We start from the raw sequence: 25,395 nt of genomic DNA on the forward strand, positions 1-25,395 counted from the left end.
AGAAAACTGCCGAAGTGCACTGGAATAAGCCGCCCGGTTTTGCAGGGCTTGCGACATAAGCGCGCGGGAAATTTCTTAAGGCACTGGACGAATATTCCCAGCAAGGCTAAAACGAGGGCATCCGCCGGAGAAAGCAATGAAGCCCCGCCAAGCCTTTTTCGCCTGCCTGCAACGTTCGCCGCCGGCGCTGTTCGAAGCGGCGTTATGGATCGCCGCCGAGCACGATCCTTTGGTGAAGCCGCTGGAGATCCTGCAGAACCTGACCTCACTGCAACAACAGATCAGCCTGAGCATGCCCATGTTGCCAGCGGATGAACTGGGTCAACCGCTGCTGCGGTGCATGAATGACCTGGGGTTCGCCCAGGATGACTTCACACCGCTGCGCCCCGCCGCCGCCCTGCTGGACAAGGTGCTACAGCGCAAACGCGGGCAGCCCTTGGCCATGGGGTTGATTGCCATGGAGTTGGCACGACGCCTGGATATTCCGATGGTTGGCGTCAATTTCCCTGGGCACTTTCCTGCTGCGAGTGCCCGGTGCCGATCACCTACTGGACCCGTGCGGCGGCCGACGCCTGTACCCCAACGATTGCCGAGAGCTGCTGCAACGCCAATATGGCCCCAACCTCACGTTGCAGGCCGACCACCTGCACACCGCCGATCCGCGTTCGATCCTGCAAAGGCTTTCGCGCAACCTGCGCCAATTGCATCTCTCCAACGACAACCCGCTGGCCGCCCTGGTAGACGCCGAGCGCGTGCTGGAACTGGGCAGCGCCAACGCTGCCGACTACCTTGCGAGGGCCAGTCTGTATCAACGCCTGGACTGCCCCAACGCCGAGCGCTTTGACTTGGAACACGCCCTGATGCTCAGCGAAGACCCGATCCAACGCCTGCGCCTGACCGAGCGCCTGGGGCACCTGCCGCCCAACTCAGTGGTGCATTGAATAGCGTGACCATCGGGAGAATCCTCAGTGATTCGCCGGCGCTTTCAGAATATCGCCAGGCAGGGGGCTTACAGGCGCATCGCGCCCTGGCGAACGCACCTGAATAATCAACAATGCCGCCATCACAGCCGGAATCGCGCAAAAGAAGAAAATCTGCTGCACCGGAATATGCATCGCCAGCAACATGCTGCCAAACAGCGGCCCCAGGATCGAGCCGAAACGCCCCACGCCCAACGCCCAGCCCGTACCGGTGGCGCGCACGTGTGCGGGGTAGAAATTGCTAGCGAAGGCATTGAGGGTCAGTTGCCCACCGATGATGCAGAACCCGGCCGCAAACACGCAGGCCACCAGGTAGCGCGGGTTGTCGTGGTTCAGCCCCAGCAGAATGGTACACACCGCCGCTGCCGCCAATACGCCAGACAGCAGGCGCACCTTGCTTTTGAGCCGGTCGGCAAACCAGGCCATGCCGATAGCGCCCAAGGTGCCGGCGAACAGAAACATCGACGTCACCAGATTGGCTTCCTTCAACGCCAGGCCGCTCTCCAACAGCAGCGACGGTAACCAACTGATCATGAAATACAGCAGGATCAGGCTGACAAAAAAGGTCGACCAAATCAGCACGGTCGGACGCGCATAGCCGTTGCGAAACAGCTCCACCACCGTCAGTTTGCTTCCCTGTTCTTGCAGGTTTTCTGCCGCGCTCGCCAGCGGCGGCTGCCAGTCGGGCAGCATACGCCCGGTCACTTTGCGCAATCGCACGTACGGTGGAGCATCCCGCAGCAAGCGCGGCAAGGACTCAGGCAACAGCCACACCAGAAACGGAAACAGCAGCAACGGTGTGACGCCACCGGCCAGGAACACCGCCTGCCAGCCGAAGTTGTCGATAAACCCCGCCGCCACGAACCCACCGGCCGCACCGCCGAACGAGAAACCGCACGCCGCCAAGGTCACCATCAAGGTGCGCAGGCGCGGCGGGGAATACTCCGACATCAACGCCATGGCGCTGGGCATCGCACCGCCCATGCCGATACCGCAGATAAACCGCGCAGCCATGAGGGAGGTCAGTGAGTTGGCGAACACCATCAGCAGGGTCAGGCAGGCATAGATCAACACGCAGCCCAGCAGGATGCGCCGCACGCCAAATCGGTCAGCCAGAGGCGTTACCAGCAGCGAGCCCAATGTGAGCCCCAACAGGTTGGCGCTGAACACGGGGCCGAACGCGGCTTTTTCCAATCCCCAATCCGACGCCAGGGCCGGCACCACGTAACCTAGCACCTGGGCATCGTAGCCATCGGTGACCAGTAGCAGAGCCAGCAACAGGAGGATCAACCACTGATAGCGCGACACCGGACGGGCGTCGAGTGCCGCGCGAAAGCTGGCAATCTGATTGTGCATCGCAAGGTACCTGTTTATTTTTATTTGAAGTGACACAAATCCAATGTGGAAGGGGGCTTGCTCCCTCTCACATTGGGTTCTGTGCAAACCTGAACATCACGGGGTATCAGGTTGATTCGCGGGATGGGCCTGAATAAACGCCGGATGCTGCGCCGCCAACCCGGCCACCCGCCCAATGCGCGGATAAGCCGCCAACGGCACCTTGAAGCGCTCCGCCGCATAGAGCTGGGGAATCAGAAACGCATCCGCCATCCCAGGCTGTTCGCCAAAGCAAAACCCGGTATCGCCAATCAACTGTTCCACCGCGCCCAGCCCCTGGCTGATCCAGTGGCCGATCCACTCCAACACCTTGGCCTCATCGTGCCCCCATTGGCGCAGCAGGTTCTGGGTGCTGGAGTTGTGCAGCGGGTGGATATCACAGCCGATGATCGACGCCACCGCGCGCTCGTGTGCGCGGGTGGCCAGGTCTTTGGAGAGCAGCGGCGCCTGTGGATAACGTTCGTCCAGGTACTCGATGATCGCCGGCGACTGAATCAACAGCTCGCCGTCATCGGTGCGCAAGGCCGGCACACGGCCTTGCGGGTTGATAGCCAGGTACTCCGGCTGACGATTGGCACCGCCTGCCGGGGCCAACAGGTTCACCGGTATCGCCGTGAAATCCAGGCCCTTGAGGGCCAAAGCGATACGCACCCGGTACGACGAAGTGGAACGATAGTAGGTATAGAGTTCCATCACCCTGCCCTCTTAACGTGCGGCGACCACAGTGCCACGGCATTCGCCGAAGCCGATGGAGGCGAACCCTTCGCGGGTGCAACGGGCACGCAGGATGACTTCATCACCATCCTCCAGGAACCTGCGCACTTCGCCCGACGGCAATTCGATGACCTTCTTGCCGCCTTCGGTCATCTCCAGGAGGCTGCCGAACTGCCCGGCCTCAGGGCCGGACAAAGTGCCGGAACCGAACAGATCACCCGCCTGCAACTGACAGCCGTTGACGCTGTGGTGTGCCACCAACTGCGCGACGGTCCAGTACATATGCAGGCTGTTGCTCAGGGCCAGGCGATGGGCCGGCAATTTCTGTTCGCGCATGGCAGCGGTGGTCAGCAGCACTTCCAGTTCGATATCCAGAGCACCGGCGGCCTGATCACGTTTATCCAGCAAGTACGGCAGTGGTTGAGGGTCGCCCTCGGGACGAGCGGGTTGCGCCTTGCGGAACGGCTCCAGCGCTTCGGCCGTGACGACCCAGGGCGAAATCGTGGTGATGAAGCTTTTCGACAGGAACGGCCCCAGCGGCTGGTATTCCCAGGCCTGAATGTCCCGCGCGGACCAGTCGTTGAGCAGGCAGAAGCCGGCGATGTGCTCGGCGGCATCGCCGATGGCAATCGAGTCGCCCATGGCGTTGCCCTGGCCGATCCAGATGCCCAGCTCCAGCTCGTAGTCCAACCGTGCACAGGGGCCGAAGGTCGGCTCGGTCTGGCCAGCGGGCAGGGTCTGGCCCTTGGGACGGCGCACATCGGCGCCGGAAGCGCGAATGGTCGAAGCGCGGCCGTGATAACCGATCGGCACGTACTTGTAGTTAGGCAGCAAAGGGTTGTCGGGGCGGAACAGCTTGCCGACGTTCTGCGCGTGCTCTATGCCTACATAAAAATCGGTGTAGTCGTTGATCCGGGCCGGCACTTGCATCTGGCAATCGGCGGCAAGGTGCAGCACCTGCGCCTCACGCGCTTGCAGCGGGCTGCCTTCACCGAGCAACTCCAACAGGCGTTCCCGCAGGGCAACACGCGGGCCACGGCCCAGTTCGAAAAACGCGTTCAACTGCCCGCCCGCTGTCGCTTCAACCGCTCGGCGTGCCTCACCTTCAAATGCATCCAAAGCGGCCTGCAGGTCGAAAATATAGTCGCCAATCGCCACGCCACTGCGGGGGGCCGAACCGTTGATGCTGAACACGCCCAGTGGCAGGTTCTGCAGTGGAAAGTCGCGGTGTCCGTTGGCGCAGGCCACCCAGCTGCGGGTAGAAGTGGGCTGAGTCATGGGTTATCTCCGGTTCGGGTTGAAGGTGTTGGGCAGCGAGGCCCAGCACGCGTCATAAGCAGGTTGTAGTTGCGGGCAGTCCAGGGCGAACTGAGTGGGACGCAGCACTTGGCTGGTCTCGAACATGAAGGCCATGGTGTTATCGATCTTGTGCGGCGCCAACTCGACGTTGATGGCCTTGGTGCAGGTCTCGCCGTCCGGACCGTGGGCGCTCATGCAACTGTGCAGCGACGCCCCGCCCGGCAGGAAGCCTTCGGCCTTGGCGTCGTAGGCGCCCTGGATCAGGCCCATGTATTCGTTCATCAGGTTGCGGTGGAACCACGGCGGACGGAAGGTGTTTTCGGCCACCATCCAGCGTGGCGGGAAGATCACGAAGTCGAGGTTGGCCAGACCGTGCACGCTGGTAGGCGAGGTCAACACGGTAAAGATCGACGGGTCCGGGTGATCGAAACTCACGGTGCCGATGGTATTAAAGTGGCGCAGGTCGTATTTGTACGGCACGTTGTTGCCGTGCCAGGCGACCACGTTCAGCGGTGAATGGTCGAGTTCACAGGCCCAGAGTTCACCGAGGAATTTCTGAACCAGGGCTGTAGGCTGCTTCAGGTCTTCGTAGTGGGCAACCGGAGTGAGGAAGTCGCGTGGGTTGGCCAGACCGTTGCTGCCAATTGGGCCAAGGTCCGGCAGACGCAGCGGCGCGCCGTGGTTTTCCGCCACATAACCGCGTGCGTGCGCATCCAGCAGTTCGACGCGGAATTTAAGACCGCGCGGCAACACCACGATTTCCAGCGGCTCAACATCCAGCACACCGAGTTCGGTGGCGACACGCAAGCGGCCCTGCTCGGGGACGATCAACAGTTCGCCATCAGCATTGAAGAACACGCGTTCCATCGACCGGTTGGCACGGTAGGTGTAGATGCTGATGCCTGAAGGCTTTTCTGACCCGGAGTTAGCCACCATCCCAACAAGGCCGTCGATGAAGTCCGTCGACTCACTCGGAATATCCAGCGGGTTCCAGCGCAGACGATTGGGCGTCACCGCGCCCAACGAGCCACCGGCCAGTTGCCGTTCCAATTTGACGAACGCCGGGTGATTGGCCGACGGCTGGATGCGGTACAGCCAAGTGCGGCGGGCTTCGCTGCGCACCATGGTGAAGGCAGTGCCGGAGAACAGTTCGGTATACAGCCCGTAGGGCGCTTTTTGCGGGGCGTTCTGGCCGACCGGCAATGCGCCGGGAAGTGCTTCGCTGGCGAATTCATTGCCGAAGCCCGAAAGGTATTCGAGGTTCATGGAGCATCCTCTGTACGGAAGTTGTTTTTATCGTAATCGAGTTACGCATAACGTAATTTGATCACTATCGACCGTCAAGCTATAAAGACGCCCATTCATCTCTCGGATCCTCGCCCTTCCATGGAAAAGCCTCGCGACACCGGTAAACAAAAAGTCCGCTCGGCCGAAGTGGGCACCGATATCCTCAAGGCCCTGGCCGAGTTGTCGCCCGCCACGTCGCTGTCGCGCCTGGCCGAACATGTGCAAATGCCGGCAAGCAAAGTTCACCGCTACCTGCAGGCGTTGATCGCGTCGGGTTTTGCCGAACAGAACACCGCCACTAACCACTATGGCCTGGGCCGCGAAGCGCTGCGGGTGGGCTTGGCGGCGCTGGGCAGCATGGACGTGCTGAAAGTCGGCGCGATGCCCCTGGCCGAGTTGCGCGACGACTTGAATGAAACCTGCTTTTTAGCGGTGTGGGGCAACCAGGGCGCGACCGTGGTGCACATCGAACCGGCGGTGCGTGCGGTTACGGTGGTGACGCAGTTGGGCTCGGTATTGCCGCTGCTCAGTTCGTCCACCGGACTGGTGTTCAGCGCGTTCCTGCCAACGCGGGAAACCGTGGAATTGCGCGAGCGTGAGATCCAGGCCGGTATCGCCCATGCCCTGGCGGACGACCAAACCTACGCCACCACCTGCGAGCAGATCCGCAGCCGTGGCCTGCACTTTGTGCATGGCCTGCTGATGCCGGGGGTGGACGCGCTGTCAGCGCCGGTGTTCAACGCGGTCGGGAACGTGGCGGCGGTGATGACCGTGGTCGGCCCCACCTCGCTGTTCCACGCCGACGAAGATGGCCCGGCGGCGCAGCGTCTGCTGGCGGCGACCCAGGCCGTGAGTTGGCGGATGGGCTATCAACCCTGAGCTAGTCGTGCCATTGGGTCAGGGCCTGCACGACACGGTTCTCCAACGCGCGAATGGGCGCGGCGTCACTCACGTAGTTATTGCTGATCATCGAGAACACCAGGCGCCGCCCCTCGGCATCGGTGATATAGCCGCTCAACGATGACACGCCGGCCATGGAGCCGGTCTTGCCGTGCAGGTTGTTTTCAGCTGCGGTGCCGCGCAAGCGATAGCGCAGGCTGCCGCCGGTCATACGGTCGGCGTTGCCGGCAATTGGCAAGGCGTTGTACCAGGCCTCGAACCACGGTTGTTTCGCGGTCGCGAGCAGCAGGTCCGTGAGGTTCTGCGACGACACCAGGTTACGCCGCGACAAGCCCGAGCCGTCCACCTGGACCAGCGTCGACGGGTGCATTCCCTGGCGTTTCATAAACGCCGCTACCGCTGCCACACCCGCCTGCGCTGTGCCCGCGTTGGCGGTCTTGCGCCCCATGGCTTTGAGCAACGCCTCGGACATGTTGTTGTTCGAGAGTTTGAGTAGTGGCGTGATCAGTGCCTGCAACGGTGCCGACTGATGCTCCGCCAGCACCCTGGCCGTCGCCGGGCTTGCACCGCCAATCACCCTGCGCCCCATCACCTGGATGCCCTGCTGCGCCAATGCCTGCTCGAACAGATTGGCCACCAGTTGCGTCGGCTCCCACACACTGACCCACTGCCGGCTTTGTTTGCCCGGCGCCAGCGCTCCAGTGAGTTGCAGCACGTTGGTGCCGTGCTGACGAGTGATGCCATAGCTGTTGCCGGGGCCGCTGATGGCGCGGTTGCTGAGTTGTACGTAATCAGTAGGAGGGCTTATAGAAACAGTCACCGGCTGGCCGGAAATAACCGACGCCTTGGCCGTGACGATCAAGGTGCCCGCGTCAAAATCCGTATTGGGCGATACCGTCAGCGCGGAAATCTGCGCACCGTAGTAGGTGCTTTCGTCATCCTGGGCCCAATCAACGCCCAAGCGCTCGGCGTCGAACCAGGTGTCGTCGAACACCAAGTCGCCCTGCACCTGGCGCACGCCCTGGCTCGCCAGTTGGGCGGCCAATGCCTGGTAGTCGGAAAACTGTGTGGTCGGGTCGCCAAGGCCACGCAGGTAGAGGTTACCGGTCAGGCGCTCGCCTTGTTGCGGGCCGTCGCTCAACAGTTGCGTGGAGAACCGATACTGGGGCCCCAGCACATCCATTGCCGCCGCCGTGGTCAGCAATTTGAGGTTGGACGCGGGAACCAGGCGTGTGCGCGGGTTGTGCTGATACAGGGTGCTGCCACTGCGGGCGTCGCGCACCATGACGGAAACCGTGGCGCCGTTGAGGACAGGATCGGCCAGCAGGTGATCCAGTGTTGAAGGCGTGGACGGCGGCGAAACACTCGCACAACCGCCCAGTAAAACGCTCAGACACAGCAGGTGTAGCCATCTTCCAAAGTGCATCAGTACTGTGTTCCGCAAAGCCATTAATGGCCGCAACGCTAACAGCTCCGTACCTTTGTGGCGAGCGGGCTTGCCCCGCGCTGGGTGGCAAAGCCGCCCTTACTGATGCCGCCGCGTTCTTTCAGGAACACCGCAGAGTCTGTTTTGGGGCTGCTTCGCAGCCCAACGCGGGGCAAGCCCGCTCACCACAGGAAGCCTGCCCACCACAAGGAGCACACTTGCCATAGGGAGCCCGTCAGGTTTTAGAATTGCAGCGTGCTGGACAGCGACACCTGCCGCGCATCACCAATGGACACAAACAACCGGCTGGCCGCGGAGGTGTAGTAGGTGCGGTCGAACATGTTCTTCACGTTGAGCTGGAACTTGACCTTCTGCCCTTCGATCTTGGTGTCGTAGGTGGCAAACGCGTCAGCCACGGTGTAACCCGGCAGATCGAAATCGTTGGCGGCGTCGCCGGCTCGTTCGCCGACGTAGCGTGCACCCGTGCCCACGCGCAATTGATCGCCACCAAAAATGCTGCCGAAGTCATAGGCGACCGACAGCGAGCCGGTGTGCTTGGCCACGTTTTGCAGGCGGTTGCCTTGCAGGGTCGGGTCTTTGTCCTTGATGTCTTCGGCGTCGGTGTAGGCGTAGCTGCCGATCACGCTCCACTTGTCGGTCAACTGGCCGCTGGCATCCAGTTCCAGACCACGGGACCGCACCTGGCCAGCGATGCTGTAGATGGTGTTCGCGAGGGATCCCACCGACACCAGCACGTTGCGCTTGTCGATGTTGAACAGTGCCGCGCTGGCGGTGATGCGTCCTGGAATATCGAGCTTGGCGCCCAACTCCCACGACTTGGATTCTTCTGGCGTGAGGTCACCGGTCAGCGTGCTGCCATCGGCCAGGGCGGCGATGGTGGAGTTGGGTTTAAACGACTCGGTGTAGCTGCCGTAGAACGACAACTCATCGGTGTAGCGATACACCAGCCCCGCACGCGGCACCCAGGCCTGGCCGTTGCCATTGGTGTTGGCCTTGAACGGCACGCCTTTGCCGGCGTATTGGTCGTACATCTGGTAGCGCGCGCCCGCGACAAAAATCCACTGGTCGGTGAGATGAATCGCGTCCTGGAAGAACAGCGAGTCGCTGCGCAACAGGTCGGTCTGGGCGCTGTCGGCGGCGCTGACCGTGGTGCCCGCGACTTCGTTACCGTACACCGGGTTGTTGTAGTTGAACGTCGTGCGCGAGGCCTGGCGAATCAGGTCGGCGCGGTAGACCTTGCGGTACTCATCGTCCATGCCGAATACCAGATCATTCTGCAGGCCGAACACATTGACCTTGCCTTCCAGGCTGACGGTGGTGAAGCGGTCGGTGGTGATCGCGCCCTGGGTGCCGTCCATCTTGCGGGTCAGCGTTCCATCCGTGTTCACCGCGCTGACGCGCACTTGGCTGGCGTCGTAGGTTTCGCGATTCCAGCTGTAGCCGAAGTGGGCTTTCCAGTCGTCGTTCAGGTCGTGGTCGGCTTCGAAGCGGTAAAGGTCGGAGCGGCCTTCCATGTTGTTGAACGGCTCATCCAGGCGCCGGGTGGATGGAATGTCCAGCGGATGATTGGACTTGTCGATGGCGGTGCCACGGTCGAACGGCGAGAGAAACTCGCGGTGTTCGTAGGCGAACAAGAGCTGGGTGCTGTCGCCGTACCAGGCCAGGGACGGCGCGACCAAGGTCTCGCGGTGGGTGCCGAAATTGCGCCAGTAGTCCTCGTCTTCATGATCGACGATCAGCCGATAGGCCAGGCCCGAGTCACCGATGGGGCCGGTGGTATCGAGGCCGCCACCGCTGCCGTTTTTGCCGTTGCCGAAGGTCGAGCCGCGCACGGTCAGGGCAGTGGATTGGGTCAGTTCGGGCTTTTTGCTGACGATGTTCACCACGCCGCCCGGATCCTGGATGCCATACAGCAGCGACGACGGGCCCTTGAGCACTTCGACACGCTCCGCCGTGGCATTCAAGGCGCGGCCCTGCACCACCGGCATGCCGTCACGCATGATCGAGCCGTTACGGTTGTCGCCAAAGCCGCGCAGCATCACGGCGTCCTGGGTGCTGGCCAAGGTGTTGGCCTGGGTGATGCCGCTGATATTGCCCAGGGCGTCATCCAGGTTGCGTGGGGTCTGGTCGCGCAGCACTTGGGCCGGCACCACGTTGACGGTTTGCGGGGTTTCCAGCAGCAGGGCACGGGAGCGCATCACCGAACTGGTGGGTGGCGGCTGGTAGCTGGTGCTGTCCTGGGTTTGGCCGACGCCACTGATGGTGGTAGCGCCAAGGTTGACTGCGCCATCGGTCGGCACAGGCTCAAGCGCCAACGTGCGGGCGTCGATCTGGCGGAAGGTGAAGCCGGAGTTGCCCAACAAGCGTTGCAGGGCCTGGGTCGCGCTCATCTGCCCGCTCACGGCCGGGGCGCTGAGGCCGTAGGGCGCTTCATCGGTGTAGATCACGCTGATTCCGGTGACCCGGCTGAAATCACTCAGAGCCTGGGGCAGCGGTTTGGCAGCCAGGGCAAACGTGAACTGAGCGCTTTGCTGCTCCTGCGCCTGAGCCACGCACAGGGGCAGCAAGGCCAACCCCGATACCGCCAATACCGAGGCTCCCAGCCACTGTTTAACCAAACCGCCCGCCGTCGACTTCATGCTGTGAGAACCCGTGTAGAAAACGCTGTTAATGCGAATAGATCGCAGTTTCAAGCACTACACGGATGGGCCACCGGTTTACCTCACGTTTATTTGCAAATATTTTTCTTATTGCGCCTGAATGCGAAAGCCAAAGCGCGGGAAGTGCACGTGCACGGTGCCGCCACGCGGGTCGGTGCGGCGCAGGATCAGCTCTTCGCGCCCGGCAAAGAGCAATTCGCCGGCGACCGGGTCGACGCCGTAGTCGATGGCGCCGATGGTCACCTGCTGGCCGGCCTTGAAGCCATTCAAGTCCTCGAACACCTCGTCCGGCAGCGGCGCCGGTGTGGCGTCGCGCGCAATCTCCAACGCCTGCTCGGCAGTCATTTGGCTGGACGTGCCGTGACCAAAACCAAGCACACGCCCCAGCCACGCAGATACGGCCGGATACGCGTCCACCAACGGCGCGGTTACCGGCGTGGCCTTGAGGAACCACAACGGATGGGCCATAGCAAAGTCGGCAATCGACGGCTCGCCAAACAGGAAGTCCCCCGACTCACGCTGCAGTTGCTGCTCCAGCCGCGCCATGATCGCCGGCCATTGGTGCTTGGCCAGCTCAGTCGGCAGCTTGCTCGCGGTGCCGCCACTGAACAGCGCGGCGCGGTCGGCAAGAAACGCCTTGATCGCTTCCGGTGGCAGCTTGCCAAAACGCACCGCCACCGATTCTGGCTGGAACACCAGGCTCACCGCGTGGGCAAACACCACGCTGTCGGCCCAAGTGGCGAAGGTTTGGGTGATCATTTCCTGGCCCAGCGGGAACAGCGCCGGCGCGGCTTTTTCCTGCTCAAGGCGACGGGCAATCAAGGCGGTGTCGCAATAGATATCGGCGCCCACTTGCAGCACTGGGGTTTTGCGATAGCCGCCGGTGAGGGCCGTCAGGTCCGGCTTGGGCATCACCGGCGAGATATGCACCGAATGCCAGGACAAACCTTTGAAACCCAGCAGCAGCCGAGCTTTTTCCGCGAATGGGGAGGTTGGGTAGTGGTGCAGGATGAGTTCAGACATGCCGGGGTCCACTTGGAAAAATGAACCCGCAGCTTAGCGCGCAACGGGCTATGGCGGCGTGATGGGAACCCATCAGTCAGATCAATGAGCCCTGCGCCGCCAAACACTCCTTGGCACTCTTCTTCAGCTTCTTGATCAACCGCTCCTGGCGCAGCGCCTCGCCCTTGCTTGCGCATTGCTCGGTGTATACCAGCGCCACGGCCGGGCTGGACAGGAAGAACCGCGCGCCCTTGCCGCTCTGGTGCGTGGCGAAGCGGCGCAGCGGATCATTGCTGATGCCGCAATACAGCGAGCCATTGGCGGCGCGCACCAGGTAGACGAACCAGGGCTTGGGTGGAGGAAGATCAGTCACAGGTCATGTCGGCAAGCCAGAGGAGCGCCAATCTTATCAACGCCCGGCCTGAAATGCCTTGAGGCCTTTGCGTGCCTGGGCGCGGACGGCATTTTTCAAGGCCGGCGACCAGCCCAGCAACAGGCCCTTGATGCCCAACGCCTGGCGCGACCAGCGCCACAGGTCGAAGTGGTCGTGGTGCTCACAGATCTTGCCGTCGCGGAACACGAACCGCGCGCCGATATCGTTGACCACGGTGTTGCCGGTGGCACTGAACAGGTAAGTCGCCACCCAATGCGCACTGCCGGTGGTGTCATCGCTGCGTACATGGTCGAACGTCAGGGAGAAATCCTTGGCCCGCGTGGTCAGCATGCGCCACATGTCGCCCGCATCACGGCCGCGCAATTCGCCGAAGGCCGGGTCGCTGAACACAACGTCGTCGGTGTAGCAGGCGGCCATGGCCTCGGCGTCCAGGCGCTGGAAGGCGCTGTAAAACTCAGTAATCAAGGCGTTGTGGGCATCACTCATGGGCAGCTTCCAAACCTGGGGTTGTAGGCCGCTCAAGATAGTCTGCGCACCGGCAAAACTCTATCGGCATTTGCACAGGTGATGACGGCCCAAACCTTAGGGCACCATGCCGCAACTGCGGGCGTAGGCGAACAGGTCGACGTCGGTGGAAATGCACAGCCGGCTCATGGCCGTGCTTTTCTGTTTACTGATCGTGGAAATACTGCGATTGACCCGCGCCGCGATCTGGCTGACGGTCATGCCGCTGGCGAGCATGCGCACCACTTCGCGTTCCTTGCTCGACAATTGCGGCTGTTGCGACTGATCCCCCGTGCCTGCCTCCTCCATCTGCGCGCGCAGGCATTCACTGGCGAAGGTCTGGCCTTTGATCACGGTGCTGATCGCAACCGGCAGCTCCCGGGCCGACGCGCTCTTGGCGACGATCGCCCGCGCGCCATGGGCGAACGACGCACGCAGCGTCGCGACATTGGCAAACATCGTGACCAGGATCACCGGCAAATCCGGATACTGGCGGCGTAACAGGCCCAGCAGTCCGTAACCGTCCGCCTGCTGACCGCCCGGCATGGCGAAGTCGGTCACCAGCACATCACAGGCCACGGTCTCCAATAACCGGAGCAATTCATCGGGCCCATCGGCCTCGCCAACCACTTTGCATTTACCGCCCGCCTCAATCACCACACGTTGGCCGATACGCACAATGGGATGATCGTCGGCAACAATTACACGAAGCATAAATACCCACGAATGATGGCAAAATGAATTCGCGCAAAAATACCCCTGTCCAAGCGGCTCAACAACTACCTGACGCGACACGTTTCGGACCGCGCCCAGCAATTGATAGCCAATAACTTCATGCCTACAAGATAAAAAGAAATTACCTACATCCAAAACTTAGTACACATCCGAACAGCATCTTGCGAACTTCCAGGCAGCACTATTCATAACCGACTCAGATAACGGATGTAGACATGCAAGTTGCGCTGAAACGCTTGCAAATGCGGGGTACTGGCCAAGACGCCTCGGGCTTTGACATGCGCGATCAGTTGCTCGCCACTCAATTCCAGGTCAGCGCCCCCCACGAACGCCAGACTCCCCACCAGACGGTGCAGGCGCTCTACCACCAATGGCGCATCGGCGCTGGCCCGGGCCTGGTCAAGCAAAGCGTCATCTTCCCGTGCTTCATTGATCAGGCTGACCAGCACGCGGTTCACCACCTCATCACTGCCGAAAATCTCGATCAGGCTGCTGCGTGTCGGCCAGGCGGTCTGTCGCGCACCATCAGCGGGGCCCTCCATCAACGGTGGCGAGAGTAAAGGTGTCAACTTCAGGACAGGTACTGGATTAAAAAATACCCTTGTCACCAGACTCACCTCAATGCGCTTACATTAATTTTCAAGCCCATGGGTTCTCGGCACACATCGTGAGTGGGTGAAAGGCTTTAACAGCCAACCGAGAACAACGTGCGACACTTGCGTGACACTCACATGACCATTAATAAGCAGCGACAAATAACGGTTTACCTATGAATCTGGCGATACAACAACTACGAAAAACACTAACTTTCCTACAAATTTGATCATTAATTCCCACGCACTTAGGTAGGAATAACGCCGGCCAGGATTGTCGTAAAAGTTGTATTTCCCCGCCCCCACCCGGCAGCTAAATTGCCGTCACCCCGCAAAGAGGGAATGGACTTGCTGCCACCGGCGAGCCCAATCAAACACAACCAGCCGCCCTGATCACCGTCCTCCTTGAAAGATCGGACGATGCGGTGTGCGCGCCTTTATCAGCCAGCCCTGTAGTGGAATGTATTGAAATGAACAAATCCCTGACCCTGTTGAGCTCTGTCCTGCTGCTCGCCAATGCGCTGCCGACGTTTGCCGCCAGCAGCGTGGACATGACAGTAACGGGCGTAATCACGCCCAGCGCCTGTACGCCCAGCCTGCCGGGAGCTGTCGATTTCGGAAAGATCTCAGCCAAAGACCTGAATGCCGACGTCCAAACCCGGCTTCCTGACCAAACCATAAAACTGTCGGTCAGTTGCGAGGGTTCGACACTGTTTGCCATCACGCCCTTCGACAACCGCACCGGTTCCTCTACCCAAAACAGTGCTTTTGGCCTGGGCCTGATCAACGACACCGAGAAACTGGGCAGGTATTTCCTGACCATGCGCAACCCAGTGGCTGACGTAGCCTCAACCTTGCTGAGTACGCGCGGCGAAGGTCGCTGGGGAGAGCTGTATGACGACGATGCGGTCGTGCCTAACGCCTTGATCGCACTGGGTAGCTTCGACGCTACCAACGGCTGGCTGCCGCACCCATTGCAAGACATGAGTGTGGAAGTGGTGCTCAACACCGCCATCGCGCCGGCCAAATCTCTAACACTCACCAACGAGGTGCAGTTGGATGGTTCGGCGACCTTTGAAGTGAAGTACCTGTAACGCCCACCCAACGTCCTTCCACCCCGCTCAATGGTGATTGCCCTATGAACCTATGTGCCACTCGCACTGCGCTGCTATTGCTGTTCACTCCCGTCGTGTTTGCCTCCAGCAATACCGACCTCAGCGTGAGCGGCACGATTACGCCCAGCGCCTGCGCGCCGCTGATTTCCGATGGCGGCATGGTCGACTTCGGAAAAATGTCGGCAAAGTCGCTCAATGCCGACCAGCACACCTCCCTGCCCAACCAAAGCATGCATGTAAGTGTGCGCTGTGAAGGCCCCACTTTTTTCACCCTCAACACCATCGATAACCGCGCCGGCACGTCGGCCAACCATGATCGGTGGCATGGCTTGGGGATGACGCCCAATGACGAAAAAATCGGTTGGGCAAGCTTTCACCTTTACACCCCCGTTGCGGATGGCGTCGCGGTACGCATGATTAATTCAGAGGATGGCGGCGTCACCTGGAGACCCGCCAATGAATTGAATCACCTGTGGCTGACCACGATTGCGAAAAGCGGTGAAGAGACGCCCATCGCCGCCCAGGAGTTTGACGCCGAGATCCGTCTGTATACCCACGTTGCCCCTTCGGAACGCTTGACCCTGTTGGACGAAGTCCCCATCGACGGTCACGCCACCATCCAACTCAAGTACCTGTAATTACCCATTATCGAAAGGAATCAGTTCGCCATGAAAACCCTGCTCAGTACCGTCGCAGCCAGCGTGATGCTGGTGACCGGCGCGACCGCCTTCGCAGCCTCCACCGTCGACCTGGCGGTCAAGGGCCTGATCGTTCCCAGTGCCTGCACGCCCAGCCTATCCGGCGGCGGCATCATCGATCACGGCAAAATCTCCGCCAAGGACCTGCGCCCGAACAACCCAACGCTCATCGGCACGCACACCCTGATTATCGAAGTGAATTGTGATGGTCCGACCACGTTTGCCCTGAACTCAATCGATAACCGGAAAGAATCGGCACTGATGAGCACGCTGTTCGGCCTGGGCCTGATCAACGGCACGCAAAAACTGGGGTGGTTCACGCTGATTCTGCAGAACGCCATCGCCGACGGCGCCCCAGTGAAAACCATCGCCTCCGGTGATGGCGGCAAGACGTGGTACGAAGAAAGGTTCTGGGACCCAGGCCTCTACATGTCGGTGGCAGCCACAAGTGACACCTCGACGCCAGTACCCGCCACGGAATTGGTGGCTGACCTGCAGGTGAACACCTCGATCGCCCGCACCGACGGCCTGGACCTGACCAACGAGGTCACCCTGGATGGTTCGGCCACCCTGGAAGTGAAGTACCTGTAACGCCAGGGCGACCATGCCCAGGCATGGTCGCCTTTACGTACGGCCACCGTCCTCCAGCCAGTGATCCCCATGAACCTGCAGCCCAATCTTTTTGCCGTCCTGCTCACACTGACCTTCGCCGCACCGACAAGCGCAGCATCGATAGTCGACGTCACGGTGACCGGCAGGCTCACCCCGGACGCCTGCCACGTCGAGCTGTCGGAAGAAGGCATTGTCGACCACGGCAAGATTCCCACGCATACCCTCAACAGCGATGAATTCACCGTGCTGCCAAGCCAGCTACTGGAACTCTCCGTGCAATGCGCGCGGCCCATGCTGTTTGCGCTGGCGGGCATCGACAATCGCGCGGAATCAGCACTGACGCCGGATGTTTTCGGCCTGGGTCGAAATATTCATGCCCCCGATGAGCGCATGGGCAGTGTGGCGCTTTTCTATCGCAACCCGGTGGGCGATGGGCAGCCCATGCAGGTGCTGGTGTCCACCGATGGCGGTGAAACCTGGGCCGCGCGGCCCGACGCCGAGCCAAAGGCCTATGCCGGTTTCGCGCTATCGGGTGACCGTCAGCCGGACTTCATCCGCCAACTGGACGCCCAATTGCACGTAGAAACGTCCATCAACTTTTCAAACTACCTGACCCTGGATCAAGAGGTGCCCTTGGACGGGTCGATCGTCCTGGATCTGCGCTACTTCTGATTCTTCTTTTGCCCAATGGAACCCCGTCATGACGACGTTACTTTTGAACATCGCGGCCCTGACACTTCTGTTCAGCCTGAATGCCCGGGCCGACGGAATGGTCCCCGACACCTCCGTGGTGATCGTGCATGAAAGCGAGGGCGAGGCCAGTGTTTCGGTGACTAACACCGACAGCCAACTGGCCCTGCTGCACGTCACCCTCGAAAACATTCCGGAAGACACAGAGCCGTTGTTGGTGGTCACTCCCCCGCTGGCGCGCGTCGACCCCGGCAAATCGCAACTGGTGCGTTTCATTTTGCAGGCGCAGCAGCCGCTGATGACGCAGCGGCTCAAACGGGTGATTTTCGAAGGCATGCCCACCGGCCGAGCCGCCACCAAAGCAGGGCATGCCCGCGTCGGCGTGACCGTGCGTCAGAACCTGCCGGTGATCATTCATCCCGAAGGGCTGGCGCCCAATCGCACGCCCTGGACCGGTTTGACCTGGGCCCTTGAGAACAACCAATTGCAGGTCAGTAATGACACGCCGTATGTGGTGCGACTGGCCCAGGAACTGAGCCTGCTTCCGGGTAACGGCAAGGCGATGCTGCCGCGCACCTACGTGTTGCCGGGCGAGCGATTGCGTGTACCGGTAACCGGCACCGGCGCCCAAACTGTCCGGCTGCAACCGGCCACCCTCTATGGCTTCGCGGTGGCCGCCTACGAAGCCCCTATCACCGTGCTCTAACGAAAAAAACAGACGCTCGCGCCTGTAAATACGAAGTGACGGCGCAATGACCGTCACCGCGACGCACAGACGTCCAACACTTAATGCCTTTGGTGAAAACAGTCGTGAATGATCGTGACGGCAAAGCCGTGCCCGCCGCACCCACCCACCTTGCCCTGCCGGCGTGGCTGTTAACTTGCGCCCTGCTCCCTGAAGTGACCTGGGCCGATGCCGATTCCGGTTTCGATTCCAAGACCCTGAGCCAGCGCGGCATTGATCCGCAACTGGCCAGCCTGCTGCTGGAAGCTCCGCGCTTTACCGCTGGCAAACACGCGGTGACGCTGCGGGTCAACGGCCAAAACCGTGGTCGTCTGCAAGCCCGTTTCGATCAACAGGGTTCCCTGTGTTTCGACCGCACGTTACTGGACGCCGCCAACCTGGTGATCCCGGACGACAGCGGCAAATGCCACGACTTTCTCGCCCAATTTCCCCAGAGCCTGATCGAACCCGACCCGGCCACCCTGACGGTGTCGCTGGTGGTGCCGACCGAGGCCCTGCGACCGCTGAAACAGGATGTCTCGGGGTATCAAGCCGGCGGCATCGCGGCCTTGCTCAACTATGACCTGAGCGGTTTCTACAATCAGTTGGGCGATGACACCAACCGCTTCGGCTCGGCCAATACCGAAGTTGGCTTCAACGCCGGCGACTGGATCGTGCGCAGCCGCCAGGTGCAGACCTGGCAGGACGGCCTGTCGCGCAGTACCCACCTGGAAGCCTACGCCCAGCGCACCTTCGCCCAGCATCAGGCGGTGCTGCAAGCCGGGCAGATCAGCCTCTACAACCCGGTGCTGTCCGGGGCGCAGATCAATGGCGTGCAGGTGTTCACCGAGCAGGCACTGCTGGACCAGGAGCAAGGTGCGACCATCGAGGGCATCGCCAACAGCCCGGCGCAGGTCGAAGTGCGGCAGAACGGCGCGTTAATCCACTCAACGGTAGTCCCCGCCGGCCCGTTCGCCTTGCGCGATGTGCGGCGCTTGAACACCCGCTCGGACGTCGAAGTGACTGTTCGGGAAAGCACCGGCGAGGAGCGCCGTTTTACCGTGCCGGCAGCGATGCTTGGCCTGGGCCTGCCGGCAGCCGGTTATTCGGTGGGCGCAGGTCGCGTACGCAATATAGGAGACGCCAAAGGCGATGACCCCTGGGTTGTCAGCGCCGGCTGGAACGGCGCCGTGCACCCGCAAGTCTCGGTGGGCGGCGGCCTGCTCGCGGCCAGCGAATATCGCGGCGTGGGCGCAAGCCTGGCCTGGCTGCCAGGGCTCGACAGCCAAGTGCAACTGGCCAGCCAGTTCTCCGATGCGCAGTCCCACGACAAGGCCCAAGGCATGCAGACCGACCTCGCATGGTCCCAGCGCCTGGGTGAGCAATGGTCATTCAGCGCGGCCAACTCCTGGCGCACGCCGGGCTATCGCGATCTGGAAGAAACCACTTACGACACCCAACCCGACCACTATCGCCGCTCACGTTACCGCGACCAGCAAAGCGTCACACTCGGCTGGTCGCACCCATCGCTAGGGGCGTTCAGCGCCGGGGTGTCGCGCTCCAGCAATTTTGACGACGAGACCAGCAGCCGTGCCCTGGCCTCGTGGGGCACCAGTGTGGGCGGCGTATCGCTGTCCGCCAGCGCCGAATGGCAGATGGGCGGTCGCCAACAGCAGGACAACGCGGTGTACCTGAACCTCAGCCTGCCCCTCGGCGAGCGTCGCCGGGGCCGCGCGTGGGTGCGCAATTCGGGAGGCGAGCATCGCTCGGGAGTCGGGCTCAACGAGCAGATCGACGATCAACTCAGCTACCGCGTCAGCGCCGAATACGACACCCGCGACCGCCAGGTCGAGACCACCGTCGGCGTGTCCACCCTGCCCCGCTACAGCCAGTTGGACCTGAGCTACAGCCGCAGCGACAGTGAACGTTCAAGCTACCAAGGCGGCGCTCGCGGCGCCGTGGTGGCCCATGGCAGCGGTCTGACCTTCTCGCCGTATCCCGTGCGCGACACGTTCGCACTGGTGTCTGTGGGCGACATGAGCGGCATCAAACTCAGCACCCCCAGCGGCCCGGTCTGGACCGACTGGCAGGGGCAAGCGGTGGTGTCCCAGGTCAACGCCTATGGCCGCAGTCCGGTCGAAGTGCAGACCCGTTCGCTACCGCGCAATGCCGACATCAACAACGGCCTGGCGATGATTTCGGCCGGGCGCGGTGCGGTGGATCGCGTCGAGTTCGGCGTGGCGCTCACCCGTCGGTTGCTGCTCACCGCACGCACTGATCAGGGCCAACCGCTGCCGCGCGGCGCGGTGGTAAGCACGGCCGAGGGCGAGTTCATCACCCTGGTCCAGGATGGAAGCCAGGTGTTCCTGCCCAACGTGCTGGAGCACACCACGCTGTGGGTCAGCAACGCCGACATCGGGCGCTGTGAACTGCGCTTCGACCTGCCGACCAAGCCCGACCCCACGGTGTATTTCGAAACCGCCGACGCCCGCTGCCATACCCCTGGAGAATGACCGATGCCCATCCTGAGAGTTGCCTGCCTGCTGCTGATAGTGTCCAACTGCGCCCTGGCCGCGGATGAATGCCAGTTAAACCTCAGCGAGGCGCGCCTGGATTTCGGCTCGATGAACCGCGCCGCGCAGCACGACAACGCCCCCCAGCGTCTACTCGGCGAGCGCCGTCTGAGCCTGACACTCAACTGCGCGCAACCCGGCGACATGAGCCTGTTCTATCGCGCTGTCGCCGCAAGTGCCGAGCGCCTGCAATTCACCGAGCACGGCAGCTACGCCATACAGGTCAGCGACGGAATGCTGGATGGCCAGGCGGTCAACCTAGGGTTGCTGCCCGCCAACGGTCAGCCGCCCGTGGCCACCGGCGCCGCACTCGGCTGGCGGCCGGGGCACGGGATCGCCCCGATGCTCAACGGCACACCGCTGACCGGCAAGCATTTCACGCTGCAACTGAGCGTGAGCGCCTGGGCCGATGCTGCCGCCACACGCGTGCGGGACGCGACCACTTGGGAAGTGACCGGCCGCGTCTCCCACCCGCAAAGCGAGCGAGAGCTGACCCTGCAAGCGCACTTCGCCCCTGTGGCGTGCGTGCCGCTATTGTCTAATGGCGGGCTGGTGAATTACGGCAGGCTGCTGGCCAAGGACTTGAGCGCCACCAGTGAAACGCCGCTGCCCACGCGGACCTTGCAGTTTTCCGTGAGCTGCGACGCCGCCACGCCCTTCGCCCTGAAGATGCATGACAACCGCAACGGTTCCGCCACCGGCGGCACCGATGAAACTGCCTACGGCCTGGACGTGGACTACAGCCACAACAAGATCGGGCGCTACTACGTGAACATCGACCCGGCCGAGTTCAGCGCTGATGCCCTCGGCCCGCTGTATCGCACCGACTCCACCAGTGGCGGGGCGGCGTGGAGCAGCTCCAGCCCGCGCCAAATCCCCATCGCCGCCAACAGCCTAATGGGCTTTACCGACCGCACCGCCAGCACGTTGGGGCCGGTGCCGATCCAGAACCTCTCCGGCACGCTGCGCATCAAGGCCTACCTGGCGCCGATGGAATCGCTGGACTTGCGCAACATGGTGCACATCAACGGCGCCGGCACCCTCGAAATCATTTACCTGTAACCCAAGGGATCAGCCTCATGAAAACGCACAACATCGCCCTTCTTTCCCTGCTGCTGGCCGCAGGCACCGCCGTTCAGGCGGCCTCGCAGGTGGATCTGGCGGTCACAGGCCGTCTCACGCCCACCGCCTGTACGCCGCTGCTGTCCAACGGTGCAGTCATCGACTACGGCAAGATCTCCCGTCAGGACCTCAACGTGGACAAGGGCACGCGTCTGCCCATCAAGCCGTTGCAAGTCAGGATTGCCTGCAACGGCGCGAACCGCTTCGCCTTGCGCATGCGGGACAATCGTGACGGTTCGGCGATGGTCAACAGCGAGATTTACTACGGCCTGGGCTTGGACCATAGCGGTAACCGCATCGGTCTGTACTCGATGGCCTTCGACCCGCGCCAGACCATCGTCGACGGCAGCACGCTGGTGTATGGCACCGAGTCCACCACCGGTGGCCTGGCCTGGCGCACTGCCAACCTCAACCCGATCAACATCGGCGCCAAGAGCTACCTTGGGTTCACGGACATCGCCGGCAGCACGGCCGGCCCTTCGGCGATTCAAGAATTGACCAGCACGGTGCAGGTCGAGACCGTGATCAACGCCACGCAAAACCTCGACCTGAGCCGCGACATCGCGCTCGACGGCCTCGCCACGCTGGAGGTGGTGTACCTCTAGATTTTCTCGCTGGTCACCTGCACATACCGCGCCCGCCCGGCGCCAAGGCCCGCGGCGATCGCACCGACACCAAGCACCGCGAAGATCCAGCCAATGGCCGACCAGCCGCCGGTCCAGTCATGCACCAGGCCCACGGCCAATGGGCCGAGCGAGGCCAGGGTGTAACCGAAGCCCTGGGCCATACTCGACAGGTTGGCCGCCACGTGGGCATCAGGGGAACGCAGCACGATCAGGGTCAACGCCAGGCTGAACGTGCCGCCCTGCCCCAGCCCAAGCAAAATCGCCCAGCCCCACAAGCCATCGAGCGGTGCATAGAGGCAACCGAACAGCCCGCCGAGGGTCAGCAGCATCACCACCACAATCGCCAGGCGCTGGTCCTTGCCCCGGGTGGCCAGCCACGGCGCGGCCAGCGAACTGACCAATTGCACAATGATCGAGCCAGACAGCGCCAACCCGGCCTCGGTGGCGCTCAGGCCACGACCGATCAGGATCGACGGCAGCCAGCCAAACACGATGTACGCCAGGGACGATTGCAGGCCCATGTACAAGGTCACCTGCCAGGCCAGTGGGTCACGCAGCAAGCCCTTGACCCGGTAAGCCACCTGATGCGCGCCCTGTTTATGCCCGACCTGGGGCAACCAGAACACGGCCGCCATCAGCGCCGGCAAGATCCAGAAGCCCAGGCCTATCGGCCAACTGTCGCCGAAGTAATGACTCAACGGCACCGTTGCGCCTGCCGCCAGCGCCGCGCCCAGGCACAGCGCCATGGTGTACACGCCGGTCATGGCGCCGGCCTGTCGAGCGAAATCACGCTTGACGATGCCCGGCAACAACACGCCGATAATCCCAATGCTTGCGCCGGCAATCAGGCTGCCGGCGAACAGGCCCACTTCACCGAACGAACTGCGTAGCAGGATGCCCGCCGCCAGGGTCAACAGAATTCCCAGCACCACGCGCTCGGCGCCAAAACGCCGCGCCAGGATCGGCGCCAGGGGCGCGAAGAGCCCCAGGCACAACACTGGCAAGGTGGTCAGCAGACCGGCCCTGGCGGCTGACAAGCCCAGGCTGCTGGACACTTCACCGAGCACCGGCGCCATGCTCGACAGCGCCGGACGCAGGTTCAACGCCACCAGGACCAGGCCTAGCAGCAACAACCAAGGGCGGTTCAGCGGCGCGGGCGCCTGCTGCACGATGTCGTCGTCTGCTTCGGCGTCGATCAACAGTTCTTCAAGTTCAGTCGTGCGTTTGGCTTCAAGGTTCATGGATCAACTGGGCGCCGAGGATGGCGTAGAAGGAGTGGTACAACTCGCTCAAGGCGGGGTTGCGCGCTTCGTCCAATCATTGGATGAATTTGCCCACAGGCTATTCGGAGTTTCCTACGAGGGCAAGGCAACGGTTTTTTTGAACAGGCAAAAATAAACCCGGCGCCAGGCCGGGTTTATGGTTAAGCGTCACCTGTCGATCAATGCAGAATCTGGCTCAAGAACAACTTGGTCCGATCGTTCTGCGGGTTGTCGAAGAAGTCATTCGGCGCCGCTTGCTCAACGATTTCGCCTTTGTCCATGAAGATCACGCGATTGGCCACGGTGCGGGCGAAGCCCATTTCGTGGGTTACGCACAACATGGTCATGCCGTCTTCAGCCAGGCCGATCATGGTGTCGAGTACTTCCTTCACCATTTCAGGGTCGAGGGCCGAGGTCGGTTCGTCGAACAGCATGATTTTCGGCTTCATGCACAGCGCACGGGCAATCGCCACACGCTGTTGCTGGCCGCCGGACAGTTGCCCCGGAAACTTGTGGGCCTGCTCCGGAATGCGCACGCGCTCCAAGTAGTGCATGGCGATTTCTTCGGCCTTGCGCTTAGGCATCTTGCGCACCCACATCGGCGCCAGCGTGCAGTTCTGCAGGATGGTCAGGTGCGGGAACAGGTTGAAGTGCTGGAACACCATGCCGACTTCACGGCGGATCGCTTCGATCTGCTTGAGGTCGTTGGTCAGTTCCACGCCATCGACCACGATGCGGCCTTGCTGGTGCTCTTCCAGACGGTTGAGGCAGCGGATGGTGGTGGACTTGCCCGAACCCGACGGGCCGCACAGCACGATACGCTCGCCCTGCTTGACGTTGAGGTTGATGTCTTTCAACACGTGGAACTGGCCGTACCACTTGTTGACGCCCTGCATCTGGATAATGCCTTCAGGGCTCACAGGCTGTTTGATTGCTTCGCTCATAACAACAACTCCTAACGCTTGTGGCCTGTGTCGAGCTTGTGTTCCAAATGAATGGAATAGCGCGACATACCAAAACAGAAAATCCAGAACACCAGGGCGGCGAACACGTAGCCTTCAGTGGCCATGCCCAACCATTTCGGGTCGGCGGCGGCTTGCTTGACGCTGTTGAGCAGGTCGAACAGGCCGATGATGATCACAAGGCTGGTGTCCTTGAACAACGCGATAAACGTGTTGACGATACCGGGGATCACCAGCTTCAAGGCTTGCGGCAGAATCACCAGGCCCATGCTGCGCCAGTAACCCAGGCCCATCGCGGCAGCCGCTTCGTACTGACCTTTAGGAATCGCCTGCAAACCACCACGCACCACTTCGGCCACATAGGCCGACTGGAACAGGATCACGCCGATCAACGCCCGCAGCAGCTTGTCGATGCCCATGCCTTCAGGCAGGAACAGCGGCAGCATCACCGAGGACATGAACAGCACGGTGATCAACGGCACGCCGCGCCAGAACTCGATGAACGTCACGCAGATCACACGAATTGCCGGCATGTTCGAACGCCGTCCCAGCGCCAGCACGATGCCCAGAGGCAAGGCGCCGGCGATACCGACGGTGGCGATCACCAGGGTCAGCATCAGGCCGCCCCACTGGCTGGTCGCCACGTTGGTCAGGCCGAAGATCCCGCCGTGCAACAGGAAGAACGCAATGATCGGGTACAGCACCAGGAAGCTCAGGCCGTAGATCGCCTTGCGTTGGAAACGCGAGATGAACAACGGTGCCACGCCAACGATGGCCAGCCACACGGTCAGGTCTACACGCCAGCGCAGGTCGCCGGGGTAGTAGCCGTACATGAACTGCCCAAAGCGCTGTTGGATGAACACCCAGCAGGCGCCTTCTTTCGTGCAATCGGCGCGGGTCGTCCCAACCCAGTTGGCGTCGAGGATGGCCCAGTGCAGGATCGGCGGCACCACCAGGTAGATCAGGTAGAACGCCAACAGCGTCAGCAGGGTGTTGAGCCAACTGGAAAACAAGTTGGCGCGCATCCATGCCACCGGCCCGAAGACTTTGCTCGGCGGCGGCATATCAGGTTTGAAAGTATGCGTACTCATGGGCGTTTCC

The 25,395-nt window shown here is 61.9% G+C and carries 23 protein-coding genes and 1 pseudogene; 10 read left to right on the top strand and 14 right to left on the bottom strand.

Translation table 11 applies throughout. The features are described 5' to 3' along the window. The first annotated feature begins 136 nt into the window (after positions 1-136). Positions 137-941: pseudogene (locus ACVWXD_RS19495) on the top strand (SirB1 family protein). A 24-nt stretch (positions 942-965) separates the two neighbouring features. On the opposite strand, the gene ACVWXD_RS19500 reads toward ACVWXD_RS19495, so the two are convergent. The 4 genes from ACVWXD_RS19500 to hmgA form a co-directional block, all read right to left on the bottom strand. Beyond that, positions 966-2,336 carry an MFS transporter gene (locus tag ACVWXD_RS19500; protein ID WP_032886402.1) on the bottom strand — a complete coding sequence of 457 codons (1,371 nt, stop codon included), beginning with the start codon at positions 2,334-2,336 and terminating at the stop codon, positions 966-968. Positions 2,337-2,432: 96 nt separating this feature from the next. Further along, positions 2,433-3,068, bottom strand: a complete 636-nt coding sequence (maiA, locus tag ACVWXD_RS19505) for a maleylacetoacetate isomerase (RefSeq protein WP_095183901.1) — start codon at positions 3,066-3,068, stop codon at positions 2,433-2,435. A gap of 12 nt (positions 3,069-3,080) precedes the next feature. After that, positions 3,081-4,367, bottom strand: a complete 1,287-nt coding sequence (gene fahA / locus ACVWXD_RS19510) for a fumarylacetoacetase (protein WP_260368206.1) — start codon at positions 4,365-4,367, stop codon at positions 3,081-3,083. Between the two features lie 3 nt (positions 4,368-4,370). Beyond that, positions 4,371-5,654, bottom strand: coding sequence for a homogentisate 1,2-dioxygenase (gene hmgA / locus ACVWXD_RS19515; RefSeq protein WP_457371260.1), 1,284 nt, complete (start codon positions 5,652-5,654; stop codon positions 4,371-4,373). Between the two features lie 120 nt (positions 5,655-5,774). Here hmgA and ACVWXD_RS19520 point away from each other — a divergent pair, with 120 nt between their 5' ends. Next, positions 5,775-6,554, top strand: coding sequence for an IclR family transcriptional regulator (locus tag ACVWXD_RS19520; protein WP_032886396.1), 780 nt, complete (start codon positions 5,775-5,777; stop codon positions 6,552-6,554). Between the two features lies 1 nt (position 6,555). Here ACVWXD_RS19520 and dacB read toward each other — a convergent pair whose 3' ends face one another. From dacB to ACVWXD_RS19555, 7 genes are all read right to left on the bottom strand, one after another. Beyond that, a complete protein-coding gene (gene dacB / locus ACVWXD_RS19525) occupies positions 6,556-8,001 on the bottom strand; it encodes a D-alanyl-D-alanine carboxypeptidase/D-alanyl-D-alanine endopeptidase (protein ID WP_457371261.1) in 1,446 nt (481 codons plus the stop codon). 242 nt (positions 8,002-8,243) lie between these two features. Continuing rightward, positions 8,244-10,661 (bottom strand): TonB-dependent siderophore receptor, encoded by a 2,418-nt coding sequence (locus ACVWXD_RS19530; protein WP_457371262.1) that lies wholly within the window; start codon positions 10,659-10,661, stop codon positions 8,244-8,246. A gap of 108 nt (positions 10,662-10,769) precedes the next feature. Continuing rightward, the gene (locus tag ACVWXD_RS19535; RefSeq protein WP_032886394.1) at positions 10,770-11,705 is read right to left on the bottom strand and encodes a glutathione S-transferase family protein; all 936 of its coding nucleotides are present in this window, start codon (positions 11,703-11,705) and stop codon (positions 10,770-10,772) included. A 76-nt stretch (positions 11,706-11,781) separates the two neighbouring features. Next, complete coding sequence (locus tag ACVWXD_RS19540; protein ID WP_032886393.1) at positions 11,782-12,057, bottom strand: GIY-YIG nuclease family protein; 276 nt, start codon at positions 12,055-12,057, stop codon at positions 11,782-11,784. Positions 12,058-12,093: 36 nt separating this feature from the next. Then, on the bottom strand, positions 12,094-12,564 hold the full coding sequence (locus ACVWXD_RS19545) for a nuclear transport factor 2 family protein (protein WP_032886392.1): 471 nt from the start codon (positions 12,562-12,564) through the stop codon (positions 12,094-12,096). A 96-nt stretch (positions 12,565-12,660) separates the two neighbouring features. Further along, positions 12,661-13,296, bottom strand: coding sequence for a response regulator transcription factor (locus ACVWXD_RS19550; protein WP_032886391.1), 636 nt, complete (start codon positions 13,294-13,296; stop codon positions 12,661-12,663). 206 nt (positions 13,297-13,502) lie between these two features. Next, the gene (locus ACVWXD_RS19555; protein ID WP_260368202.1) at positions 13,503-13,859 is read right to left on the bottom strand and encodes a hypothetical protein; all 357 of its coding nucleotides are present in this window, start codon (positions 13,857-13,859) and stop codon (positions 13,503-13,505) included. A 521-nt stretch (positions 13,860-14,380) separates the two neighbouring features. On the opposite strand from ACVWXD_RS19555, the gene ACVWXD_RS19560 reads away from it, so the two are divergent. The 8 genes from ACVWXD_RS19560 (at position 14,381) to ACVWXD_RS19595 (ending at position 22,049) form a co-directional block, all read left to right on the top strand. Beyond that, a complete protein-coding gene (locus tag ACVWXD_RS19560) occupies positions 14,381-15,004 on the top strand; it encodes a DUF1120 domain-containing protein (RefSeq protein WP_095183895.1) in 624 nt (207 codons plus the stop codon). A 44-nt stretch (positions 15,005-15,048) separates the two neighbouring features. Beyond that, a complete protein-coding gene (locus ACVWXD_RS19565) occupies positions 15,049-15,663 on the top strand; it encodes a DUF1120 domain-containing protein (protein ID WP_457371263.1) in 615 nt (204 codons plus the stop codon). Between the two features lie 30 nt (positions 15,664-15,693). After that, a complete protein-coding gene (locus ACVWXD_RS19570; RefSeq protein WP_401382149.1) occupies positions 15,694-16,314 on the top strand; it encodes a DUF1120 domain-containing protein in 621 nt (206 codons plus the stop codon). Positions 16,315-16,383: 69 nt separating this feature from the next. Beyond that, positions 16,384-17,007, top strand: coding sequence for a DUF1120 domain-containing protein (locus ACVWXD_RS19575; protein ID WP_181642813.1), 624 nt, complete (start codon positions 16,384-16,386; stop codon positions 17,005-17,007). A 28-nt stretch (positions 17,008-17,035) separates the two neighbouring features. Beyond that, complete coding sequence (locus ACVWXD_RS19580; RefSeq protein ID WP_032886386.1) at positions 17,036-17,731, top strand: fimbria/pilus chaperone family protein; 696 nt, start codon at positions 17,036-17,038, stop codon at positions 17,729-17,731. Between the two features lie 83 nt (positions 17,732-17,814). Beyond that, positions 17,815-20,262 carry a fimbria/pilus outer membrane usher protein gene (locus ACVWXD_RS19585; protein ID WP_457371264.1) on the top strand — a complete coding sequence of 816 codons (2,448 nt, stop codon included), beginning with the start codon at positions 17,815-17,817 and terminating at the stop codon, positions 20,260-20,262. A gap of 3 nt (positions 20,263-20,265) precedes the next feature. Next, positions 20,266-21,384, top strand: a complete 1,119-nt coding sequence (locus ACVWXD_RS19590; RefSeq protein ID WP_447095890.1) for a DUF1120 domain-containing protein — start codon at positions 20,266-20,268, stop codon at positions 21,382-21,384. Positions 21,385-21,401: 17 nt separating this feature from the next. Further along, positions 21,402-22,049, top strand: coding sequence for a DUF1120 domain-containing protein (locus ACVWXD_RS19595; protein WP_122680333.1), 648 nt, complete (start codon positions 21,402-21,404; stop codon positions 22,047-22,049). Here the strand turns inward: ACVWXD_RS19595 and ACVWXD_RS19600 are convergent. From ACVWXD_RS19600 to ACVWXD_RS19610, 3 genes are all read right to left on the bottom strand, one after another. Continuing rightward, positions 22,046-23,311 carry a CynX/NimT family MFS transporter gene (locus ACVWXD_RS19600; protein ID WP_122680334.1) on the bottom strand — a complete coding sequence of 422 codons (1,266 nt, stop codon included), beginning with the start codon at positions 23,309-23,311 and terminating at the stop codon, positions 22,046-22,048. The genes ACVWXD_RS19595 and ACVWXD_RS19600 overlap by 4 nt on opposite strands. Before the next feature lie 200 nt (positions 23,312-23,511). Further along, positions 23,512-24,276, bottom strand: coding sequence for an amino acid ABC transporter ATP-binding protein (locus ACVWXD_RS19605; RefSeq protein WP_003171943.1), 765 nt, complete (start codon positions 24,274-24,276; stop codon positions 23,512-23,514). Between the two features lie 11 nt (positions 24,277-24,287). Then, entirely contained in the window at positions 24,288-25,385 is a 1,098-nt protein-coding gene (locus ACVWXD_RS19610; RefSeq protein ID WP_032886381.1) for an amino acid ABC transporter permease, read from the bottom strand. Positions 25,386-25,395: the final 10 nt, after the last annotated feature.

Source organism: Pseudomonas sp. TE3911 (assembly GCF_054062775.1).